Here is an 18,005-nt window from a genome sequence, read left to right as displayed (position 1 = left end):
ATATCTAATGTCACCTTATCTAATGTCACCCTGAGCGAAAGCCGAAGGGCAAATTTTGTTAATGTTTTTGCCAATAAAGTTAAATAGCACCTAATGCCCCCCTGAGCGAAGTCGAAGGTTATGATTCCTAATTTCAGATTCCAAAGTTAGCGAGAGAGGGAGTTTGGAATTTGGAATTTAAAATTTTAGAATTTATTTTTTACTATAAAAAATTCTCTATTTTTATAAAAAAATCACTCATGGAATTAAGTTATTGGGAACTTAAAAATTGGTTCACTAATGTAGATTATACCATCGTGGGAAGTGGCATAGTTGGTTTGCATGCAGGATTGCGCTTGCGCGAAAGATTTCCAACCGCCAAAATTCTGATTTTAGAAAAAGGAATGTTACCACAGGGTGCAAGTACCAAGAATGCCGGTTTTGCTTGTTTCGGAAGTCTTTCTGAAATTTTGGAGGATCTGAAAACACATTCTGAAGAAGAGGTGGTGCAACTGGTTGAAAAACGCTGGCAAGGGCTGCAATTACTTCGAAAAAGATTGGGGGATACTGCTATAGATTTTAAACCCTATGGCGGTTATGAACTTTTTCTCAAAGAAGAGAACAATGGTTTTGATGATTGTGTAAGCAAATTACCTTTTATAAATACTATTTTGAAACCACTTTTTAAGGCTGATGTTTTTGACAAAGAAGTGGATAGGTTTGGGTTTAAAAATATTGAAGATTATTTGATTTTTAATCCGTTTGAAGCTCAGATTGATACCGGGAATATGATGCAGGAATTATTGAAGCAGGCGATTGCAGCAGATATTTTAATTTTGAATCAGCAAACCGTAACCTCTTATTTGGATACAGGAACTCAGGTCGAAGTGGTTTTGAATGATTTTAGTTTTACTTCGAAAAAAATACTTTTTGCAACAAATGGTTTTGCAAATGCTTTGACAAAAGGTGCGGTGCAACCTGCAAGAGCACAGGTTCTTATTACTGACCCAATTCCGAATTTAGATGTGAAGGGAACTTTTCATCTGGACAAAGGCTATTATTATTTCAGGAATATTGGTGATCGGATTTTACTTGGTGGAGGGAGAAACCTTGATTTTGAAACGGAAAACACTACAGAATTTGGTCAAACCAAAATTATTCAAAATAAATTGGAGGATTTACTTAAAAATGTAATTTTACCAAATCAGGAATTCCGAATCGCCCATCGTTGGAGTGGCATTATGGGAGTAGGGAACAGTAAAAATCCGGTAGTTACGCAATTGTCTGAAAACGTGTTTTGTGGAGTGCGTTTAGGAGGGATGGGTGTAGCGATAGGAAGTTTAATAGGAACAGAATTAGCAGATTTAATATAATGGCAGTCAAAAAACCAGCACCAAAAGCAACAACCGCAAGTAAGCCGAAACCAAAAGCATCTCCTAAGAAGTCGAAACGTTCGTTTGGAGAAAAAGTAAAATTGTTTTTTATTAAACTAATGCTGTGGTTTTTCGGAGTTTCAATTGCCTCAGTGATTTTATTTAAATACATACCCGTTCCTTTTACGCCTTTGATGGTGATTCGTGCCATCGAAAATAAAGTCGGAGGTAAAGAAGTCTATTTTGATCATGACTGGGAACCTATTGATAAAATTTCAATGAATCTGCAAAAAGCGGTTATTGCCAGTGAAGACGGTACTTTTTTATCGCACAATGGTTTTGATTTTAAAGCACTTCAGAAAGCTTATAAAAGCAACGAGCGCGGACGCAGAATCCGTGGGGGAAGTACTATTTCGCAACAAACGGCTAAAAATGTTTTCTTATGGCAGGGAAGAAGCTATTTCAGAAAAGGTTTAGAAGCCTATTTTACGGTTTTAATAGAAGTAATATGGGGTAAGGAACGTATTATGGAGGTCTATCTGAATAGTATCGAAATGGGTGATGGTGTTTATGGTGCCTATGCAGCAACAGAACACTGGTACCGACGTGATGCTTCGAGTTTAACACCAATGCAGGCTGCCGGTATTGCAGCGATATTGCCAAATCCCAGAAAATTTAAAGCAACAGGCTCGTCAAGTTATATCAACAGACGTAAAGAAAGAATTGTTCGTGAAATGCGTGCAGTTGGAAAAATAAATTACGATGGAAAGTAAAAAAGTCTTCGCAGGACTTCTGATCTTGACATCACTTTTTGTTTCTGCACAAGGAAAGACTAAAGAAATTGGCCTTATTTCAGATAACGATTTATATACATCGTCTAAAAATGATATGTATTATACCAATGGTTTGGAGTTTTTCTACAGATTCCTATCGAAAAATGATAATGAAAAAATCAATAAAAAGATAACTGAATTTCGGGTTGGACAATATATTTACAATCCACGATATATCAATATTGAATCCCGTAATAACAATAACCGTCCCTATGCAGGGTATCTTTTTGCCGAAGCCGGACGGAGCTTTTTTTACAATAGCGAGTCCGTCCTGAAAACAGATTTTCAATTGGGATTTATAGGGCAAAATTCTCTTGGAAAAGAAATGCAGGAAGCTTTTCATCATGTTATCGGATACAAAGCGGTATACGGTTGGGAAAATCAAATTCATAATGCTTTAGGATTGCAGGCGCATATTATGTATTCGAAGAAATTATTTCCAAACAAGCCCAACGATTTTGCGGACCTTCATTTTCAGTCCGAGGCAAATGTCGGAACTATTTTTACCGGAGTTTCTACAGGTTTTTTGACCCGGATTGGATTTAAAAAATTACTCCCAATGTATGATTCTAATTTGCATGATGCTTCTGTGAGTGCTAATCCTCAATATAGGGTCAGGGAGTTTTATTTTTATGCTATGCCAAGTGTGCAATATCAGTTTTATGATGCGACGATCGAGGGAAGTTTGTTTAATGACAAAAGCCCGGTAACTTTTGAGCTCGTTCCGCTCCGTTTCAATGCTGAGTTTGGATTAAAATACCGTCATGATAATTTCAACTTGTCATATTCCTTTATTTATCACGGAAGAGAATTAAACAGCCACGAGATAACCGGATCTTTTTATGGTTCGATTCGGGTAGCGTATTTGTTAAAATAATCTGCTGGTTGAGTTGGTTTAAGGAAATAACTATTTTTTGGCGGAAATAAAAGGTGTTTCAGTTACTCATATAAAATAAGGAAATAAAAAAACAGTTTTTACCCGCGTCTTTGCGAAGTAAATCCGTTGTATCTGCGTCAAAAAAACGGCTCTAAACCAATGGAGAGATAAAAATCTTTGCGAGTATCGTGGCTATTTAACCGCAAGGGCCACAAAGGTTTTGGCAAGGTTCGCTAAGATAAAAAATAACAGTATCGATAAAAGCTTTGTGGGCTTTGCGATAAAAGCTAACAAAAATCCTTGCGGCCCTTGCGGTTAAACTTCCTAAATAGGTCTCAAAATAAAAAAAAGCCATAATCTAGGACTATGGCTTTTGGTATATGTTTTATATAGAATGTCGTATTTTATAATTTCAGGGTACTAATTCAGAAATATTTAAAAATGATACTAGTTCAAAAAACAGATACTTTTTCTTTCAAAGGTGTTGGAATACGATCCGTTGCCTCAATTATATTTTAATGTTATTTTATATTTTTTATGCATTAGCAGATACTCGTAAAGAGTGCGAAATCATTAGGAATTAAACAAGAATTGACTCATTAAAACCGGCATTATTTTGTATCGCGCCTCGCTAATTTTTTGCAAATGTACGAAGAGAAACTTTATTAAATTGTCAATTTTGCATTAAAATTTTCTAATTTAAGGTAAATTTTTGCTAAAAATAAGTCGGCTCTTTATGGAATAGGTAATTTGCGAAGAAATTACACTGGCAATTTTTATGAATTAAAGTTGAAAATCAAACCAAGGAGAAGTGTTAAGTATTTAAAAGTAAGGTTAATTCAGTTTTCTATTGTTAAACAGTTGCTTTAAGCCCAATGCTGGTAAGGGCTATATCGATTTCAGGAAAGGGCAATTAGATTAAAATGGGATGCAATTTTTAAATGTAAGAATGTACTTTGTTTTTTTTTAATTTGTGATAATTTAGGACGTGTTTGTTTTGTAGAAGGGGGGCTAAGGAGTCATTATTTTTCGATAGAATCTTACTAAACAGGAAAAAAATACCACATTAGAATTTTAGGGATAGCATTTGTGCTAGCAGGAAATTTTCGAATAAAAACAGTTGCAGTCCGCAGAGAAAGCCTCTGTTTCTATTCAAAAAAATCTCAAAATATTAATTTTAATCTTTAGAATAAAAGATTTCCTGCCCATCCTCATAAATTCTCTTAATTCCTTTTATTGATTTTTCTTCAGAAATGATTTTAATACGAAAAGTATCTATACCGTCAACCATAAATAAATCTTGTTCCAGAGGAGTAAGTAAAAAAGAGGTTCTGTTATTCCATTTGTAGTATAGATTATTAGTCTCGTATATTAGTTCGGCTTTTCCGTATTTACCTTGATATGATTTTAGAAGTAAGGGGTCAACATTTATGGGGTTCTGTCTGTTTTTAATGATTGGGATAACCCATTTAATATCGTTTAGTGAATCTTTGTTTTTCGACATTAGCTTTTGCAGGGCTAATAAATGTGATGTGTTTATGGCTTCTTCACTTTTGCATAAAACATCCGGCTGAACTCCTTTTCCTTCGAAATCCAGATTTGTAACAGGGTCTTTTATTTCTCCAAAAGGGATGTTAACAGAAAAACCGTTAGGTAATACTTTACGGTCAATAGGATGAGCACCACCGGCGGTTTTTTCGCCTACTATAGTGACACGTTTTAAATTCTGAAGAGAATAGCTCATCCATTCCGCTGCTGAGAATGTGGCTCCACTGGTTAAGATGTAGATATCGATACTGTCCAGGCGTTTGCCGGGTACGGAGGGTAATAGCCACATTTCTCTCTCTATTTTCTTTCTGTCTTTTTCATAGTAGTAATATTTGTAAAGAGGTAATTCTTTATCAGAAAAGAAATAACTGCTGATAAATTGCCCCATTTCCATTACTCCACCATTATTTTTGCGTAAATCTATAATCAGTGCCTCTGTGTTGTTTAAAACCTGCATCATCGCAGCAGCAGTTTCGCTTGCTATAGCAGGATCTTCAAAATAATTAAACTCTAAATAACCAATATTGCCTTCTAAAATCCGTGCTTGCTGAAATCCAAAGTTCTTTTTCTTTGCATCGGTTAGTTGTTGTGCTTTGATTTTTTTCTGTGTTTCTGCATCTGTGTTTTTTTGCTGGCTTTCTGTCCACTGCGGATCATACATTACTCTGAAATGTAAATCTTTGCTAATCTCTAAAAGATCAGTATTCAGTTTTAATGCAAATTCTGTGGGATTTAGAGCGTTTTTATAGAGTCCTTTTTTATAATTTTCACTGAGTTTTTTCTTTATAACTAAGGTAATGTTTGGTCTTATGTAGAATTCTTCCAGTTTTTTATTGAGGGAATCGATAATTTGCTTTTTATGTAAGTCCGTGAAATTGGTTTCTCCTTTATTAGTCGATTCTTTCTGTGAATACAAAGAAATAGAGAAAGATAATACTGCTAAAATTATAAGATGTTTCATTTTATGAGATTTTGCAATTTGAGATTATTTTATGGAGAATACTGTCCAGTAATTCGATTTCGTTCGCAGATATTCCGTCAAGAGCAGTTTTGCGATTTAGTTTAAAAACAGGAGTCAGCTGGACGATTGTTTTTTTGCCTTTTTCGGTTATTACAAGTTTTGATTTTCTTTTATCGGATTCATTTATTTCTCTTGTCAGATATTCTTTTTTGACCATTAGTTCAATTATTCGGGTAATCGATGCATTGTCTTTAAAGATTAGTTTTGCCATTTCAATTTGAGAAATTTTTGAATTCTCGTTTAAGATTATTAATACTAAACATTGATCAACTGTAATATCGTTAACAACCTTTTGTATGTTTTTTTGACTAATTTTTCGGTATTCCTTAATGGCCTGCTCTATAGTGTAAAGTACAGTTCCGGTTGGAGTTTTGTTGCTCATAGTTAAGTGGTTAGATATAATTATATTTGATATATCAAATATAATTAATTAGTTGAATAATTGATTCTAAATTGTTATAAAATTTACTGGTCTGAAAAAAGCACCCTTATTTTAGGTAATCGTAACTAATAGATGAAGTGATCAAAATGAAATTGTGAACTTGAAGTGTCGGGTAACAAATCTATTAAAGGGTTGATATAGTGATATAATCATAAAAAATAGAAATCATGAAAACCAATTTAATTAAGATCGGATATTTATTTTTATCAGTATTGTTTCTTGGTAGCTGTACAAATAATGATCAACCCAATCCAACTTTGGCTTGTCCTAATACTGATATTCTTGGTTTGGCGTTTACGGGAAATATAAATGATGCAAGCGCAACGCCTACATTTGGCTATTTAGATAATGCAACAGCAATCTCGAATTGGGTACCTGTTGCTAACATAAGTATTACCAATCCTGCTACACCAACCTATTTACAAATGTCGTCTGCCAATAATGCTGTTTATAATCCTGTAACGGGAGATTATAAGTTGGTTATTGCCGAAGAAAGAAGATTAATAACAATTACGCCTGCGGGAGCAATTTCTTTTGCACCAATTACAACCGGAATTTCGGGGGTCAACATTACAAATGCTCCGGTGTATTCAGGTGGTAATTTGTATTTTGGAAACCTGACGTACACCGGCGGAAATATGGTTTTTAGTGTTTTAGATAATGGTTATGCGTTGGTTAATTCTGTTACGATTCCAAGTGCAAACATTAGCGGTAACTATTCCTGGAACTTTACATCGGCATCCGACGGTAATGCATTTATATATTTTGCCATTGGGAATAATGTTATAACCTATAACAGAGCGGCAAATACAATCGTTGCCTCTATGATTGGTGGAATTGCATCGGGAACAATTGTAGGTTTAGAATTTAAAGGAGCAAATAAGTTGTACGCTTTACACGAAGATTCATCTGTTGCCAATACAAAGCTGGTAGAAATTGATATGACAAATCCTTCGGCTGTAACAAAAACAGATATAATACCGTTGGGGTTTCAAATGAATTATGAGTTTTTCAGTACCACTTATAATGAGTGTAATCAAAAATTTTATTTGTCTACACCGGATACTAGTGGCAGTAATTTACCAGCGCGCAATATTCGAATCGATTTGGCTGGAACACCAACCATTGTTACGCTCCCGGCAACAAATACCTGGATTTTCGGATTGGTTTTAAAACGTTAGTTCATAAGTTGTGAAGGTTTGCATGAAGATCGGTTTTGGTGTTGTAAGCCAGTTCCTGTGTTTGCAGAGCAATTTTTTCACGCAGATTTAGCAGATTTATTCGAAATATTTTTTATCGATATCAAAGAGCAAAATATCGGCTTAATCTGCTAAATCTGCGTGTATAAAAAGAAACTTTGTGCTTTTGCGCCTTGCGATAAGAGCAAACAAAATTTCTTGCGTTCTTTGCGGTTAAAATAAACTACACGTTTTGATAGAAGAAGTTTTTATAAAATGCCACAACTTTTGAACTTGATCCCAAATACATAGTTAAATCCTTTTAATCTATGGCAAAAAAGAAGCCCTTGTAAAAAATTACAAGGGCTTTTACTTTCAGTGGAGAATACCGGAGTCGAACCGGTTACCTCTTGCCTGCCAGGCAAGCGCTCTAGCCAAATGAGCTAATCCCCCAAAGCGTTGCAAATAAAGTCAATTTATTATGAAAAAACAAATTTCAAAGCACATCAGATGAAAATATTTTTCAAAACCGTAACTTTACGATCAAATTTATTTTTATGAGCTCAGATTATCAAAGCGGATCTATACAAACCACGATTCAAAATGCTGTTGCAACTGTACAATTTGGCCATCCGGCCAGTAACTCTTTTCCGAAAGCCCTATTGAAACTCCTGACGGCCGAAATTAATTCGTTAAGTCAGAATGAAACCGTTTCGCTGATTGTTTTGCGAAGCGATGGGAATAAGGTTTTTTGCTCAGGCGCTTCCTTTGACGAGCTTTTGGCTGTTGAAAATGAAGAACAGGGCAGAGAATTCTTTTCCGGTTTTGCCCATTTGTTAAATGCCATGCGCAGCTGTTCGAAAATTATTATAGGTCGTGTTCAGGGAAAGGCCGTTGGTGGTGGTGTTGGAATTATTGCAGCCTGTGATTATACTTTAGGAACTCCTGAAAGTGCTGTGAAACTATCCGAACTTGCCATAGGGATCGGTCCCTTTGTAATTGAACCTGCCGTTTCGCGTAAAATTGGTAAAATGGCTATGGCTGAGATGACACTTGCAGCCCACGAGTGGAAATCGGCCGATTGGGCCCTTCAGAACGGATTGTTTTCTAAAATTTATAGTGCTGATGAACTTGATTCGGCTGTTGAAAGTTTGGCTCAAAAATTAAGTTCCTATAACCCGGAAGCCTTGTTCGAAATGAAAAAGATTATTTGGGAAGGAACGGAAAACTGGGGTTCTTTGCTTTTTGAACGTGCTGCAATTACCGGAAAGTTAGTTTTGTCTGACTTTACCAGAAAAGCTTTGACACAATTTAAAAAATAAGATTGCGGAGGATGCTGCTTTTTTATCGCGTGCAGAAATAACTTTGAAGTGTTTTTAGAAACATCTCACATCTCACATTTCACATTTCACAATTCAGATTAATTTCTAAAACCTACTAAAAATGACTATCATCTCATTACTGCAAAAAATTGACGTTGCTGAGAAAATGAAAACCGCTCCTGATAGCAGTTATCAAATTGGAGTTGTGATCGGATCGTTTATTCCTTTCGTGATTTTAATCGGAATTGCCTATTTAATGTATAACAGAGCTAAAAAAAGAGATGAAAACGGTTATTAATTTGTAAATTTGCAACCTAAAATTCAAATCGATGAGTAATATCAGAATTACAAAACAATTTAGTTTCGAAACCGGGCACGCTTTGTACGGTTACGACGGAAAATGCAAAAACGTTCACGGACACAGTTATAAATTATCGGTAACAGTTATTGGCTCGCCAATTACAGATCGGTCAAATGTGAAATACGGAATGGTTATCGATTTTTCGGATCTAAAGAAAATTGTAAAAGAAGAAATCGTCGATCAGTTTGATCATGCGACTGTTTTTAATGAAACAACACCACATGTCGAGTTGGCAAATGAACTTAAAAATCGTGGACATCACGTGATTTTAGTCGATTATCAGCCAACAAGTGAAAATATGGTAGTTGATTTTGCAGATAGAATCATGGCACGTTTACCTGCTGAAATCTCGCTTTTCTCATTAAAACTTCAGGAAACAGAATCTTCGTTTGCAGAGTGGTATGCGAGTGATAATCAGTGATTAAATTCCAATGGTTTAAATTCCAAATTCCAGAAAGTAAATTAATGCCTAATGTCACCCTGAGCGAAGCCGAAGGACCAAAAAATAAATTAATACCCAATGTCATTCTGAGCGAAGCCGAAGGACACCCTGAGCGAGGCCGATGGGCCAAAAGCCAATTAATACCTAATGTCTCTCTGAGCGAAGTCGAAGAGTTAAACGTATTCAACATAAATGATTTCAAATAAAAAAGTATATTTTGCTTCTGATCAGCATTTTGGAGCTCCGACTCCGGAGTTGAGCTTTCCGCGTGAACAAAAATTTGTGGCTTGGCTCGAAGAGGTGAGGCACGATGCGGAAGCTATTTTTTTATTGGGAGATTTGTTTGATTTTTGGTTTGAATACAAAACCGTTGTTCCTAAAGGGTTTATTCGTGTTTTGGGTAAACTTGCTGAAATTCGGGATAGTGGAATTCCGATTTACTTTTTTGTCGGAAATCACGATTTGTGGATGGAAGATTATTTTCAAACGGAATTAAATATACCTGTTTATCATGATAATAAAGAGTTTACTTTCAATAATAAAACATTTTTAATCGGTCATGGTGATGGCAAAGGCCCCGGTGATATGGGGTACAAACGAATGAAAAAGGTATTTACTAATCCTTTTTCTAAGTGGCTTTTTCGTTGGTTGCATCCCGATGTTGGTGTTCGATTGGCGCAATACCTGTCAGTTAAAAACAAATTAATTTCGGGAGATGAAGATGTGAAATTTCTGGGTGAAGAAAACGAATGGCTAGTGCTATATGCCAAGCGTAAACTCGAAACCAAACACTACGATTATTTTGTTTTTGGACACCGTCATTTGCCAATGATTATTCCCGTTGGTGAAAACGCCAATTATGTAAATCTGGGCGATTGGATTGGCTATTTTACCTATGGTGTTTTTGACGGAAATAACTTCGAACTTCTAAAATTCGAGAAATAAACAGTAACTTTTAGACTGTATCTTAATTTAAACCTGCACCATATACGTATTCTTCCAGTTCAATTTTAAACAAAGAACCTTCGACCAAATCTTTAATCGATTTTAATTCGGTCATAGAAACAGCAAGGTCTATTTGAGAGCAAGGTGTTTTTAGCAAAAATTTATGACAGGAGTATTTTAATTCGCAGGCTTCACAACAAGCATTTTCTATTAAACTATCCTCGATTAAATCACAAAACTGATTCAATTCCTGAACAGTAAAATAAAAACCGGTTTCTTTAAAAACGAGTTGTACTTTCTCAGATATAACTTGTTTTCCATTTTTCCAGTAAAAGGATATTCCAAAATTGTTATGGTATATTTGCGCAATTTCTCTCATCGTAGATCTTTTATTTCAACAAATATAAATATTATTTATATTAATTCTAAATAAAAAAATCATAAAATAGCATTTTTTTGTTAACCATATAAGTGATGTTAGTTCATTTAAATTCGAACTGTATGGATTGCGTTCTGTTTTAACCGGAAGTGAAGAATTGATTATTGATAAAAAGGCTTTAACTGAACTTCTTTGAGTGCTCAGTTAAAGCCTTTTGTGTATTTCTAAATTACCCTATTTAAAGCAGGCGGTAATTTTTATATGTTGAGGTAGTAAGCTTAAATTTAAATGAACTTATATCACTTATATGGTTTAAAAACAGCAAACAGCAAGTGAATAGTTACTCCATATTTTGATGCTCTTCCATATCTTTCTGCAAATCTAAATTTCTAAATGTTGGAGATTGTATTCCAAAGCCCAATACGGTTAAAAGCGTCATGCTTCCGCCAAAAACGACTGAAGTTACCGTTCCCATTAGTTTGGCCGTTAAACCGCTTTCAAAAGCCCCTAATTCGTTAGAAGAACCAACGAACATCGAGTTAACGGCAGCTACACGTCCTCGCATATGGTCGGGAGTTTTAAGTTGTAAAATGGTTTGGCGGATTACAACTGAAATTCCGTCTGCAACACCACTCAGAAATAAGGCCACAACAGACAACCAGAAAATAGTGGAAACTCCGAATAAAATAATACACAAACCGAATGCAAAAATGGCTACTAAGAGTTTCATCCCGGCTCTTTTATACAAAGGAACGTAGGCGGAGACTAACATGGTAATAAAAGCACCAATAGCTGGTGCTGCTCTTAGAACGCCAAATCCTTCGGGACCAACTTTTAGTATGTCTTGAGCAAAAACCGGTAATAAAGCAACTGCTCCTCCAAAAAGTACAGCAACCATATCCAGTGTAAGTACGCCCAGAATCGTTTTATTGTTGAATACAAATTTGAGACCTTCTTTTAAACTTTCCATAACCGGTTCTCCGATTTTAGGGTTCAAAATTGGCTTTTTACTGATTTGTGTTAAGGCTATTAAAGCAAAAAGTGAAAAGGCAAAAACGGCACACATGGACCAGTGCACTCCGATGAAATTAATCGAAAATCCTGCAACGGCCGGTCCCAGAACCGCTCCAATCTGCCAAACCGTACTACTCCAGGTGGCAGCATTTGGATATACTTTTTTAGGTACGATAAGAGATAGTAAAGAAAAAATAGTAGGGCCAAGAAATGCACGTACCAATCCGCCCAAAAAGACTAAAGAGTAAATCGAGTACAAAATAACAGTAGAAGACCACCCGTCGACTATTTGTGGCCAGGTCAGTAAGAACAGACCGAAACTAATTACAGAGAAGCCCAAGATACATTTTACTAATAATCCTTTTTTCTCTCTTTGATCGACTATGTGTCCGGCAAATAAAGCCATCGAAACGGCCGGAATAACTTCCATTAAACCAATAATTCCCAAAGAAAGCGGATTTTTGGTTAAGCTGTAGACTTCCCATTCGATTACAATAAATTGCATGGACCAGGCAAAAACCATGGCAAAACGCAATAATAAAAACACATTAAATTCTCTATATCGTAGCGCCTGATACGGGTCGGCTTTTTTTGCTTTATCTTTCATTTGTTCTGATGTCTTTTAACATAAGTTGAGTAGAAACGGTATTGTTCCATTCGTTTTCAGCAATAGTGTAGGCGAGCTGAAATGTATTCTGATTTTTTGTGAGGTCTAATTTTTTTCCAAGACCAAATCCAATTGCGGCAATTCCGTCAGAACCATATTGTTTGACAAAAAGCCTTAGATGCTCTTCGTCTGCTCCCAACGTTTTGCCATAACCGGTATCTTTTATATCAGTGGTCATAAAGACTGGCGTCATGTTTTGGGGGCCAAAAGGTTCAAACTGTTTTAGAATCCGAATCAGTTTTGGAGTAAGATCTGTAAAATTTATTTGAGCATCAATTTCAATTTCCGGAGTTCGCATTTCCGGAAGTATGGTTTTTTCTATTTGTTTTTCAAAAGCCGCTTTAAAAGGCTGATAGTTTTCTGCTTTTAATGTCATTCCGGCGGCGTACATATGACCCCCAAATTGTTCGAGATGTTCAGAGCAGGCATCCAGTGCATTATAAACATCAAAACCTTTTACCGATCGGGCAGAGGCGGCATATTTATCGCCGCTTTTTGTAAAAACCAATGTAGGGCGATAGTAGGTTTCAATTAATCTTGAAGCTACAATTCCGATAACGCCTTTGTGCCAGTCTTCCTGAAAAACAACGGTCGAAAATCGGTCCTGCTCGTTGTTTTCTATAATTTGCTGAAAGGCTTCTTTGGTGATTTTTTTGTCCAGATCCTTACGATCAGCATTGTATTGCTCGATTTCTGATGCAAATTGTTGCGCCTGTTCAAAGTTAAATTCGGTTAACAGTTCTACTGCGTGATTCCCGTGTTTGATTCTTCCTGCTGCATTTATTCGCGGTGAAATAATAAAAACGACATCAGAAATATCTAAAACTTGCTTTTTGATTTGATGGATCAAAGCTTTGATTCCCGGCCTCGGAGCACTGTTGATTACTTGTAACCCGAAATAAGCCAGAACCCTGTTCTCACCTGTAATGGGTACAATATCTGCAGCAATTGCCGTGGCAACTAAATCGAGGTAAGGAACCAAATCGGCTATGGTTTCATTTCTGTTTCTTCCCAAAGCCTGAATCAGTTTAAAGCCTACGCCACAACCACATAATTCATCGTAGGGATAGAAGCAATCTTCTCTTTTCGGATCCAGGATGGCGACAGCATCCGGCAGAAATTCTCCGGGTCTGTGGTGATCGCAAATAATAAAATCAATGTTTCGTTCTTTTGCGTAGGCAATGTGATCGATCGATTTTATTCCGCAGTCAAGAGCAATAATTAACGAAAACCCATTGTCATTGGCAAAGTCAATTCCTTTAAAAGAAATACCGTATCCCTCGTCATAACGATCCGGAATATAAGTGGCAATATTGGGATAATGAGATTTTAAATACGAAGAAACCAGCGAAACAGCCGTTGTTCCATCGACATCATAATCTCCGAAAACCAAAATATTTTCCTGATTTTTGATGGCCTCTTCTATACGGACAACCGCTTTGTCCATATCCTTCATTAGGAAAGGATCGTGCAGATGTTCTAGTGAAGGGCGAAAGAAAGTTTTAGCTTCTTCAAAAGTTTCAATGCCACGCTGAATCAAAAGTGTTGCTACAAAATCTTCAACATTTAATGCCTGAGCCAAATGTTTGATTTTGTCTTCTGAAGGTTTTGGTTTTAAAGTCCAGCGCATTTTGATTGGAGATTTTAGATTGGAGATTTTAGATTGAAGATTTTAGATTGAAGATTTTAGATTGAAGATTTTAGATTGTAAACTAAAGACTAATCACTAATGACTAGGTACTTATAATTTTATGTTATTTTGCCTCCAGGGCTGTTCCTTCAAACCTAATTCCGTTCCAACCGGTTGTAATGAAGTTTCTGATGTTTTGATGGTTTGTTCCGTTTGGATCATTTAAAACTTCATCAAAGTAGTAAGCTCCGAAACAAGCTAAAGTTTGTTCTTGCGTTAGGTTTTGCAATTTGGCAAAAGCAAATACCTTGCAGGAGCCTGAATTTTCTCCTGCAGCATTATGTTGTGTTCCGTTTTGAAAAGCAGTTGGGGTGAAGCTATAATTTTCTTCTACAGTAGCAATGGTTTCAGTAAAAGCAATTGCTGTTGGAGTTTGATTTAATTTCTCTAAAAAGGCTTGTATCGACATTTATTTTATTTTTTATGCCACAGATTTAAAAGATTTATAAAGGATTTTTACTTTGTGCTAATCTGTGAAATCCGTGTTTACTCTTGTTTTTATTCGTCATCCTTAGAAAATTTACTTTTCTTAGGCTCTTTTGTTATTGTTTTTCCGGCAACTACTACTACAATTTCGCCTCGTGGTGCTGTTTTTTCAAAATGAGTTAACACTTCTTTTGCCGTTCCGCGTACATTTTCTTCGTGCAATTTTGATAATTCTCTGCAAACGCAAACTTGTCGGTCTTCTCCAAAATACGTCACAAATTCGACTAATGTTTTTAGTAGTTTATGTGGAGAAACATACAGTATCATGGTTCGCGTTTCTTCCGCTAAGGCTAAAAATCGGGTTTGACGCCCTTTTTTCTCCGGAAGAAAGCCTTCAAAGATGAATCGGTCGTTGGGCAAACCGCTGTTAACTAGAGCAGGTACAAAAGCAGTTGCCCCGGGTAAACATTCCACCTCAATTTTGTTTTCAACACAAGCACGGGTTAATAAAAAACCAGGGTCTGAAATAGCGGGAGTTCCTGCATCTGAAATTAAGGCAATAGTTTCGCCGGCTTTCAGGCGTGCAATTAAGTTTTCTGTTGTTTTGTGCTCGTTGTGCATATGATGGCTGTGCATGTGCGTGCCAATTTCAAAATGCTTTAGGAGTTTACCGCTCGTTCGCGTGTCTTCAGCCAAAATCAAATCAACTTCTTTCAGAACCCTGATGGCTCTGAAGGTCATATCTTCGAGATTGCCAATAGGCGTTGGAACGATATATAATTTAGACATAAGTTGTTTTAATAGTTAACAAGGATTGTACAACTTGGCACGAACCCTAATAATTAGTGTAAATTTGTGAAATTCGTGTTAGGCAAATTTCTTTTCTACAATTTCAAGAAAACGTTGTGCATAATCGTCTTTCCCTGTCCAATTGTTGTAATCCGGTTTTACCATATTTTCAATAAACTCTACCGCTTCACCATAAGAATCAAAAGTCAATAATTGATTTAGAACACGACTATAATCCTCAGTATTGTTTCCGAAAAGGTTTTTGGTAAAGGCAATTCGGTCATTCAAATCAATATGAAAACCTTTTGCCAGTTTTTCGTTTAATGAAGTTGTTTTTGTTTCTGTTTTTTCTATAACGATAGTTTCAACTGTTTTATTTTCTTTAAGTTCCGGAATTGATGAGGTAGGAGTCACGGCTTCGAAACTATCTACTTTTACAAATTCGGCATCGGCATAATTAACTCCAAAATCTTCAAACAAAAACTGAATCGGGTTTTGTTTTACTTCTGTTTCTTCCTTCGGTTTGTCTTCCGGTTCTGCCGTAAGTTCGAAAGCAGGTTTGAAATCCGGAATCGGTTTTAAATCGCTTTTGGTTGTAAAAGAAAGTTCTTCTTTTGTTTCGGTTTGTTCCGGTTCTTCAGAAACAGATCCTTCAAAAGCAAGTGTTTCAATTTTTTCTTCTGTTTGTGTTTCACTTACAGGATCTGCGTTTTTTTCAATTAGAATTTCTTCGAACGCTACAGCTATAGGTTCAACGATTGTCTCTGCAACTGATTCCTCGCTTTTTTCGGATACGACTTCTTCAATAGTTGCAGCAATAGGTTCAACAATTGTTTCTGCTATAGGTTCTTCGATTTTTTCGACTACGACTTCTTCAATGGTTGCAGCAATAGGCTCAACAATTGTTTCTGCAGTAGGTTCTTCGATTTCTTCTCCGGGAATTTCGATTACAGGCTCTTCTTCTGAATCCTCTTTAACTTCAGGATCAGGAAGTGCTTGTACTTCTGCAGTAGTTTCCGGACTTTCTTCAATAACAATTGGGATTATTTCTTCTGTTTGGATAGCAATAGGAGTTGAGTCTTCTTTTTCAAAAATGCTTTCTACATGAGACTCTGTTTCGCTGCGTCCAATAGTAGGTTTCAACGAATCGAAGTTTTCGTCTATAAATTTCAGAACTGCAAGTTTTTCATATAATTTCTGTGTTTCAAGATATAACTGATTGATATCGGATTTGCTTTTAAGCTTTAAAATTCGATGTGCAATGCTGATTAAATCGGCTTCCAATTTTTTTTTCATAACTGTTGAAATTATAGTGAATACGGTACTTTACTGTGTTTTTAAATGATCTGTGTGGTATTGATTTCGAAAGAAGAATTGCTTAATCGTACTTTTATTTCTGTTAATAAGCGTTTGCGAATCTTCTGATTTGATAAAAATTATCTATTTTTGAAAAATGTAAAACAGCAATTTTTTACGTCAAATTATTACCAGTACAAAGTAATAAAAACTATTCATTTTAAAAGGTAGAAAAATACAAAATGTTTCTCGAAAATACAGTAAATCACAAAGAACAATTTGGTTGGATTGAAGTTATTTGTGGATCAATGTTTTCGGGTAAAACCGAGGAGTTAATCCGCAGATTAAAACGCGCCCAATTTGCCAAACAAAGAGTCGAAATTTTTAAACCCGCTATTGATACCCGCTACCATGACGAAATGGTAGTATCACACGATGCTAACGAAATTCGTTCAACACCGGTACCGGCAGCAGCTAATATTTTAATTCTAGCACAAGGTTGTGATGTAATTGGGATAGATGAAGCACAATTTTTTGATGACGAAATTGTTACGGTTTGTAATGATTTGGCTAATCAGGGAATCCGCGTCATTGTTGCGGGATTGGATATGGATTTTAAAGGAAATCCTTTCGGACCAATGCCGGCGCTTATGGCAACGGCAGAATATGTTACTAAAGTACATGCTGTTTGTACCAGAACAGGAAACTTAGCCAATTATAGTTTCAGAAAAACAGATAATGACAAGCTGGTTATGCTTGGTGAAACAGAAGAATATGAGCCGCTTAGTCGTGCCGCCTATTATAATGCCATGAAAAAGAATCAGGAGAAATAGCTTTTTTTGATTTTCTAAATAACATTAAAACATAGTAAACAATGCAAAAAAAGGAAAGTAAAGAAAGACAGAATATTCGGTTGATGATTACGGTTGGAATTGCATTGGTTTTGGTGTTTGTAATTCAGTTTTATTTTTATAAAACTACAGATGAAGCAGATGCTGAAATAAAGGAATTGGTGGTGAAGTACAATACAAATTGCCCACTAATGATACAGGAGGGAATTCGTTTAGATAGTGTAAGTCTGCCGGAGCAAAAAGAAAAAGTGGCCCAGTACAACTTAACATTGGTAAACATAGAAAAAGAAAAGACAGATCTTAATGTGGTTCACAAGGAGATTGAAAAAAGTCTTCTAAGTACCGCCAAAGCAAATCCCGGTCTAAGAGTTTTTGCAAATAATGATCTTACCTTAGTGTACAGTTATAATGATAAAAATAAGGTGTTTTTGTTTAAAGTTACCATAATGCCGGATCAGTATAAATAAGTAGATTTTAGTTGAAAAAATAAATAATTGAGTAGTCCTGAAAAAGGTTGACTGGATTAATATTTTAAAATAATTAAACTGGAATAGAATTCGTTCTGTTCCAGT

19 protein-coding genes and 1 tRNA gene are annotated in these 18,005 nt (G+C 35.9%); 11 read left to right on the top strand and 9 right to left on the bottom strand.

Annotated elements, in window-relative coordinates:
* Positions 1 to 239 precede the first annotated feature (239 nt).
* Genes G3A47_RS05065 through G3A47_RS05055 form a run of 3 tightly spaced genes read left to right on the top strand, consistent with a single transcriptional unit; the run spans position 240 to position 3,062 of the window.
* Complete coding sequence (locus tag G3A47_RS05065) at positions 240 to 1,352, top strand: NAD(P)/FAD-dependent oxidoreductase (protein WP_166921067.1); 1,113 nt, start codon at positions 240 to 242, stop codon at positions 1,350 to 1,352.
* Complete coding sequence (gene mtgA, locus G3A47_RS05060; protein WP_409994005.1) at positions 1,352 to 2,125, top strand: monofunctional biosynthetic peptidoglycan transglycosylase; 774 nt, start codon at positions 1,352 to 1,354, stop codon at positions 2,123 to 2,125. The genes G3A47_RS05065 and mtgA overlap by 1 nt, the downstream gene beginning before the upstream one ends.
* Positions 2,115 to 3,062, top strand: a complete 948-nt coding sequence (locus G3A47_RS05055; RefSeq protein ID WP_166921065.1) for a lipid A deacylase LpxR family protein — start codon at positions 2,115 to 2,117, stop codon at positions 3,060 to 3,062. The genes mtgA and G3A47_RS05055 overlap by 11 nt, the downstream gene beginning before the upstream one ends.
* A 1,177-nt stretch (positions 3,063 to 4,239) precedes the next feature.
* Here G3A47_RS05055 and G3A47_RS05050 read toward each other — a convergent pair.
* Both G3A47_RS05050 and G3A47_RS05045 read right to left on the bottom strand, forming a co-directional pair.
* A complete protein-coding gene (locus G3A47_RS05050) occupies positions 4,240 to 5,571 on the bottom strand; it encodes a S41 family peptidase (RefSeq protein WP_166921063.1) in 1,332 nt (443 codons plus the stop codon).
* Between the two features lies 1 nt (position 5,572).
* Positions 5,573 to 6,013 carry a MarR family winged helix-turn-helix transcriptional regulator gene (locus G3A47_RS05045; RefSeq protein WP_166921061.1) on the bottom strand — a complete coding sequence of 147 codons (441 nt, stop codon included), beginning with the start codon at positions 6,011 to 6,013 and terminating at the stop codon, positions 5,573 to 5,575.
* Between the two features lie 227 nt (positions 6,014 to 6,240).
* On the opposite strand from G3A47_RS05045, the gene G3A47_RS05040 reads away from it, so the two are divergent.
* The gene (locus G3A47_RS05040) at positions 6,241 to 7,254 is read left to right on the top strand and encodes a hypothetical protein (RefSeq protein WP_166921059.1); all 1,014 of its coding nucleotides are present in this window, start codon (positions 6,241 to 6,243) and stop codon (positions 7,252 to 7,254) included.
* 376 nt (positions 7,255 to 7,630) lie between these two features.
* Here the strand turns inward: G3A47_RS05040 and G3A47_RS05035 are convergent.
* Positions 7,631 to 7,704, bottom strand: a tRNA-Ala gene (locus G3A47_RS05035).
* 104 nt (positions 7,705 to 7,808) lie between these two features.
* Between G3A47_RS05035 and G3A47_RS05030 the strand changes: the two genes are divergently transcribed.
* The 5 genes from G3A47_RS05030 (at position 7,809) to G3A47_RS05010 (ending at position 10,321) form a co-directional block, all read left to right on the top strand.
* Positions 7,809 to 8,573, top strand: coding sequence for an enoyl-CoA hydratase/isomerase family protein (locus G3A47_RS05030; protein WP_166921057.1), 765 nt, complete (start codon positions 7,809 to 7,811; stop codon positions 8,571 to 8,573).
* A gap of 121 nt (positions 8,574 to 8,694) precedes the next feature.
* Positions 8,695 to 8,871 carry a hypothetical protein gene (locus G3A47_RS05025; RefSeq protein WP_166921055.1) on the top strand — a complete coding sequence of 59 codons (177 nt, stop codon included), beginning with the start codon at positions 8,695 to 8,697 and terminating at the stop codon, positions 8,869 to 8,871.
* Positions 8,872 to 8,902: 31 nt separating this feature from the next.
* Positions 8,903 to 9,355 (top strand): 6-pyruvoyl trahydropterin synthase family protein, encoded by a 453-nt coding sequence (locus G3A47_RS05020; protein ID WP_166921053.1) that lies wholly within the window; start codon positions 8,903 to 8,905, stop codon positions 9,353 to 9,355.
* A gap of 44 nt (positions 9,356 to 9,399) precedes the next feature.
* Positions 9,400 to 9,582, top strand: a complete 183-nt coding sequence (locus G3A47_RS05015) for a hypothetical protein (protein WP_166921051.1) — start codon at positions 9,400 to 9,402, stop codon at positions 9,580 to 9,582.
* Positions 9,569 to 10,321 carry a UDP-2,3-diacylglucosamine diphosphatase gene (locus tag G3A47_RS05010; RefSeq protein ID WP_166921049.1) on the top strand — a complete coding sequence of 251 codons (753 nt, stop codon included), beginning with the start codon at positions 9,569 to 9,571 and terminating at the stop codon, positions 10,319 to 10,321. Before G3A47_RS05015 ends, G3A47_RS05010 begins: the two co-directional genes overlap by 14 nt.
* Before the next feature lie 22 nt (positions 10,322 to 10,343).
* On the opposite strand, the gene G3A47_RS05005 is transcribed toward G3A47_RS05010, so the two are convergent.
* The 6 genes from G3A47_RS05005 to G3A47_RS04980 all read right to left on the bottom strand — a co-directional run bounded on the left by G3A47_RS05005 (position 10,344) and on the right by G3A47_RS04980 (position 16,582).
* Positions 10,344 to 10,700 (bottom strand): hypothetical protein, encoded by a 357-nt coding sequence (locus tag G3A47_RS05005; RefSeq protein WP_166921047.1) that lies wholly within the window; start codon positions 10,698 to 10,700, stop codon positions 10,344 to 10,346.
* Positions 10,701 to 11,040: 340 nt separating this feature from the next.
* On the bottom strand, positions 11,041 to 12,321 hold the full coding sequence (locus G3A47_RS05000; RefSeq protein ID WP_166921045.1) for an MFS transporter: 1,281 nt from the start codon (positions 12,319 to 12,321) through the stop codon (positions 11,041 to 11,043).
* A complete protein-coding gene (gene recJ, locus G3A47_RS04995) occupies positions 12,311 to 14,011 on the bottom strand; it encodes a single-stranded-DNA-specific exonuclease RecJ (protein WP_166921043.1) in 1,701 nt (566 codons plus the stop codon). Before recJ ends, G3A47_RS05000 begins: the two co-directional genes overlap by 11 nt.
* Positions 14,012 to 14,135: 124 nt before the next feature.
* Entirely contained in the window at positions 14,136 to 14,480 is a 345-nt protein-coding gene (locus G3A47_RS04990) for a HopJ type III effector protein (protein ID WP_166921041.1), read from the bottom strand.
* Positions 14,481 to 14,569: 89 nt separating this feature from the next.
* Positions 14,570 to 15,286 carry a 16S rRNA (cytidine(1402)-2'-O)-methyltransferase gene (rsmI, locus tag G3A47_RS04985; protein WP_166921039.1) on the bottom strand — a complete coding sequence of 239 codons (717 nt, stop codon included), beginning with the start codon at positions 15,284 to 15,286 and terminating at the stop codon, positions 14,570 to 14,572.
* A gap of 78 nt (positions 15,287 to 15,364) precedes the next feature.
* Complete coding sequence (locus G3A47_RS04980; protein WP_166921037.1) at positions 15,365 to 16,582, bottom strand: hypothetical protein; 1,218 nt, start codon at positions 16,580 to 16,582, stop codon at positions 15,365 to 15,367.
* Positions 16,583 to 16,824: 242 nt separating this feature from the next.
* Here G3A47_RS04980 and G3A47_RS04975 point away from each other — a divergent pair, with 242 nt between their 5' ends.
* The gene (locus tag G3A47_RS04975; protein WP_166921035.1) at positions 16,825 to 17,415 is read left to right on the top strand and encodes a thymidine kinase; all 591 of its coding nucleotides are present in this window, start codon (positions 16,825 to 16,827) and stop codon (positions 17,413 to 17,415) included.
* Between the two features lie 41 nt (positions 17,416 to 17,456).
* Positions 17,457 to 17,900 (top strand): hypothetical protein, encoded by a 444-nt coding sequence (locus G3A47_RS04970; RefSeq protein ID WP_166921033.1) that lies wholly within the window; start codon positions 17,457 to 17,459, stop codon positions 17,898 to 17,900.
* Positions 17,901 to 18,005: the final 105 nt, after the last annotated feature.

It is taken from the genome of Flavobacterium poyangense (assembly GCF_011751075.1).
Lineage (GTDB): Bacteria > Bacteroidota > Bacteroidia > Flavobacteriales > Flavobacteriaceae > Flavobacterium > Flavobacterium poyangense.
The sequence above is the reverse complement of the archived record's forward strand: the minus strand, read 5'-3'. Positions and strand labels throughout refer to the sequence as shown.

Coding starts and splice junctions, on each gene's coding strand:
- G3A47_RS05065 (WP_166921067.1), top strand. CDS start 240: ATGGAATTAAGTTATTGGGAACTTAAAAATTGGTTCACTAATGTAGAT.
- mtgA (WP_409994005.1), top strand. CDS start 1,352: ATGGCAGTCAAAAAACCAGCACCAAAAGCAACAACCGCAAGTAAGCCG.
- G3A47_RS05055 (WP_166921065.1), top strand. CDS start 2,115: ATGGAAAGTAAAAAAGTCTTCGCAGGACTTCTGATCTTGACATCACTT.
- G3A47_RS05050 (WP_166921063.1), bottom strand. CDS start 5,571: ATGAAACATCTTATAATTTTAGCAGTATTATCTTTCTCTATTTCTTTG.
- G3A47_RS05045 (WP_166921061.1), bottom strand. CDS start 6,013: ATGAGCAACAAAACTCCAACCGGAACTGTACTTTACACTATAGAGCAG.
- G3A47_RS05040 (WP_166921059.1), top strand. CDS start 6,241: ATGAAAACCAATTTAATTAAGATCGGATATTTATTTTTATCAGTATTG.
- G3A47_RS05030 (WP_166921057.1), top strand. CDS start 7,809: ATGAGCTCAGATTATCAAAGCGGATCTATACAAACCACGATTCAAAAT.
- G3A47_RS05025 (WP_166921055.1), top strand. CDS start 8,695: ATGACTATCATCTCATTACTGCAAAAAATTGACGTTGCTGAGAAAATG.
- G3A47_RS05020 (WP_166921053.1), top strand. CDS start 8,903: ATGAGTAATATCAGAATTACAAAACAATTTAGTTTCGAAACCGGGCAC.
- G3A47_RS05015 (WP_166921051.1), top strand. CDS start 9,400: ATGCCTAATGTCACCCTGAGCGAAGCCGAAGGACCAAAAAATAAATTA.
- G3A47_RS05010 (WP_166921049.1), top strand. CDS start 9,569: ATGATTTCAAATAAAAAAGTATATTTTGCTTCTGATCAGCATTTTGGA.
- G3A47_RS05005 (WP_166921047.1), bottom strand. CDS start 10,700: ATGAGAGAAATTGCGCAAATATACCATAACAATTTTGGAATATCCTTT.
- G3A47_RS05000 (WP_166921045.1), bottom strand. CDS start 12,321: ATGAAAGATAAAGCAAAAAAAGCCGACCCGTATCAGGCGCTACGATAT.
- recJ (WP_166921043.1), bottom strand. CDS start 14,011: ATGCGCTGGACTTTAAAACCAAAACCTTCAGAAGACAAAATCAAACAT.
- G3A47_RS04990 (WP_166921041.1), bottom strand. CDS start 14,480: ATGTCGATACAAGCCTTTTTAGAGAAATTAAATCAAACTCCAACAGCA.
- rsmI (WP_166921039.1), bottom strand. CDS start 15,286: ATGTCTAAATTATATATCGTTCCAACGCCTATTGGCAATCTCGAAGAT.
- G3A47_RS04980 (WP_166921037.1), bottom strand. CDS start 16,582: ATGAAAAAAAAATTGGAAGCCGATTTAATCAGCATTGCACATCGAATT.
- G3A47_RS04975 (WP_166921035.1), top strand. CDS start 16,825: ATGTTTCTCGAAAATACAGTAAATCACAAAGAACAATTTGGTTGGATT.
- G3A47_RS04970 (WP_166921033.1), top strand. CDS start 17,457: ATGCAAAAAAAGGAAAGTAAAGAAAGACAGAATATTCGGTTGATGATT.